The organism is Micromonospora sp. NPDC047753 (assembly GCF_040642735.1).
GTDB lineage: Bacteria > Actinomycetota > Actinomycetes > Mycobacteriales > Micromonosporaceae > Micromonospora.
In genome coordinates, this window is the sequence record NZ_JBEYSL010000722.1 from 1 (window position 1) to 2,531 (window position 2,531).

The following is a 2,531-nucleotide window of genomic DNA, read 5'->3' on the forward strand; positions in this document are numbered from 1 at the left end:
GGCCCTTCGGGTCGCTGCGGCGGACACCGAGGGAAACGACGCCGCCCGCCTCCCGGTGACGCCACGACCCACCGCGGACCTCGGCGGACCCGCCGACGCTGGTCCGCTACGACCCGTGGGGTGCCCGGATCGATCGCATCGACACCTCCGCCGGTTGGCAGGCGCAACGTGCCGCCGCCGCCCGACACGCCGTGGTGGCGCTGCCCTACCTGCCGGACGCGCGGGGCACCTGGGGTGCCGCCGCGCGGGTCGTGCAGCACGCCCTGCTGCACCTGTACGGGCCGGAGTCGGCAACGTTCTCCTGCCCGGTGGCGATGGCCGACGGGGCGGCGGCGCTGCTCAGCATGCCCGACGTCGACGCCACGGTCCGCGACACGTGGCTGCCTCGGCTGATCTCCACGGACCCGGCCACGGCGATCACCAGCGGGCAGTGGATGACCGAGTCGCAGGGCGGTTCCGATCTGGGCCGCTCCAGCACCCTCGGCCGACCCGCGGCGGACGGTTCGTGGCGACTGACCGGGGAGAAGTGGTTCTGCTCCGCCGCCGACGCGGCGATGGCGGTGGCGCTGGCCCGGCCCGAGGGCGCCGGGCGGGGCAGCCGGGTGCTCGCCCCGTTCCTCGTTCCCCGGTACGCGGTCGACTCACCGCTGGCCGACGGCGCGGCGCCCGGTGCACCCGCACCGGGCGTCACGGTGCACCGGCTCAAGGACAAGCTGGGCACCCGGGCGCTGCCCACCGCCGAGATCGGCCTGCGCGACGCGTACGCCCTCCCGCTGGGTGACCCGGCGGTGCCCGGTCTGGTCCGGGCGATGACTCTGGTCGTGGTGACCCGGGTGCACAACGCCGCGGCGGCGGCCGGCGGGATGCGACGGGGTCTGGCCTACGCCCGCGCGTACGCCGAGGCGCGGCACGTCGCCGGCGGCCCGCTGGTGTCCTCGCCCCTGCACCGGGCCACCCTGGGCACCCTCGCGGTCGACGCGGCGGGCGCGTTCGCTCTCGCCGGGCACGCCTTCGCCCTGCTCGGGCGGGTCGAGGTTGGCGCCGACCCGGAGGCCGCGGCCGAGCTGCGCATCGTGGCGCCGTTGGCGAAGCTCGCCACCGGTCGGCTCGCCGTCAGCTCCGCCAGCGAGTACGTGGAGAGCTTCGGCGGGGCCGGCTACGTGGAGGACACCGGCGTGCCCCGCCTGCTGCGCGACGCCCAGGTGCTGCCGATCTGGGAGGGCACCACCAATGTGCTGGCCCTGGACGTGCTGCGCGCGTTGACCCGGGAGGACGCCGGGACGCCGCTGCTGAGCCGGCTGACCGCCGCCGTCGACCTCGCGCGGCCGCTGTCGCCGGTGCTGGCCGACACCCTGGCCACCGCTGCCGCGCAGTTGGCGGAGACCATCGCCGCGGTGACCGTCGAACCGGGTGCGCCGGCGGTGCTCGCGGGCGCCCGCGGTCTGGCGTTGCGCCTGGCGTACGCGCTGACCACCGCGTTACTCGTCGAGCACGCCGCGTGGGGCGACGAGCAGGCGGAGTTGGCCGCCCGGCTGTGGGCGCGCCGCTGGCTGCGGCACGAGGAGATCGCCGAGGACGCCCACCATCACCTCGACCTGCTCTGCTGACCGGTCGGCGCGAGCGGACGGGTGAACGCCATGTCGGTGCTGATCGAGCTGGGTGACGACAGGGGCGCGCCCCCGGACGAGCACCGCCCACCACCGCAGGTGTCCCGCCGGTGGCGGGTGGCGGTGCTGGTGGCGGCCTGTGTCCTGCTGCTCGGTGGTGCCGCCCCGGCCGCGCGCCTGACGCCGCAGCCCGGGCCGGCGCTGCCCGCCCGGGCGACGGTGCTGGGCGCGGGGCCGCTGCTGTTGGTCGTCGACCCTGAGCCGAACCCGCCGACTCTGAGCGCCTACGACTCGGTCGCGCCGAACGGCCCGCCGCGGTGGCGGGTCACAGTGCCGCCCGCCGCCGGGTGGTCCGCCGAGGTCGCCGGTGATGTGTTGCTGCTGGTCGAGCGCGACCAGGCGCTCGGGGCACGGATGACCACCGGGCGGTCGTTGCGGACCGGCGAGCCGGTGTGGCGGCGACCCGAGCGGGTGTACGCGGCCGGGGACGCGGCGGTCGCGGTGAGCGAGGTGCGCAGCGCCTCCGAACCGGGTCGGCGGGTCGAGGGCACGGTGCACGGCCTCGACCCGGCCACCGGCGCGACCCGGTGGTCGGTCCCGCTGCCCTCCACTGCGGTGCTGCGGGCGCTGCCCGGCCTGCCTGGGCGGGTGCTGCTGGTGCAGGACGACGGGTTGGTCCGGCTGTTCGACGCCCGCGACGGCACCGAACGTGGGCGGGGACAGCTTCCGCCGGCCGACTACGGCCCGGACAATCCCCAGGTCGTCGGGGCGCACCTGGTGCTGCGCCACCCGCGCGGCGGCGCGGTGGCGCTGACCGGCTACGACCTACCCGGGCTGGTGCCGCGCTGGCGGTCGCCGCTGGCCTGCTGCCCATCGACATCACCTTCGCCCCGCGCAAGACCGTCCGGCAGTCGGTGGGCACCG

At 76.8% G+C, this 2,531-nt stretch carries 2 protein-coding genes and 1 pseudogene; all 3 read left to right on the top strand.

Annotated elements, in window-relative coordinates; translation table 11 throughout:
• Positions 1-95: 95 nt before the first annotated feature.
• Positions 96-392: pseudogene (locus tag ABZ749_RS33715) on the top strand (hypothetical protein); the annotation flags it as partial.
• A gap of 42 nt (positions 393-434) precedes the next feature.
• Positions 435-1,607, top strand: a complete 1,173-nt coding sequence (locus tag ABZ749_RS33720) for an acyl-CoA dehydrogenase family protein (RefSeq protein ID WP_357235109.1) — start codon at positions 435-437, stop codon at positions 1,605-1,607.
• A 30-nt stretch (positions 1,608-1,637) separates the two neighbouring features.
• The coding region (locus ABZ749_RS33725; protein ID WP_357235106.1) for a PQQ-binding-like beta-propeller repeat protein at positions 1,638-2,531 on the top strand (894 nt) is incomplete at its 3' end.

Coding starts and splice junctions, on each gene's coding strand:
- ABZ749_RS33720 (WP_357235109.1), top strand. CDS start 435: ATGACCGAGTCGCAGGGCGGTTCCGATCTGGGCCGCTCCAGCACCCTC.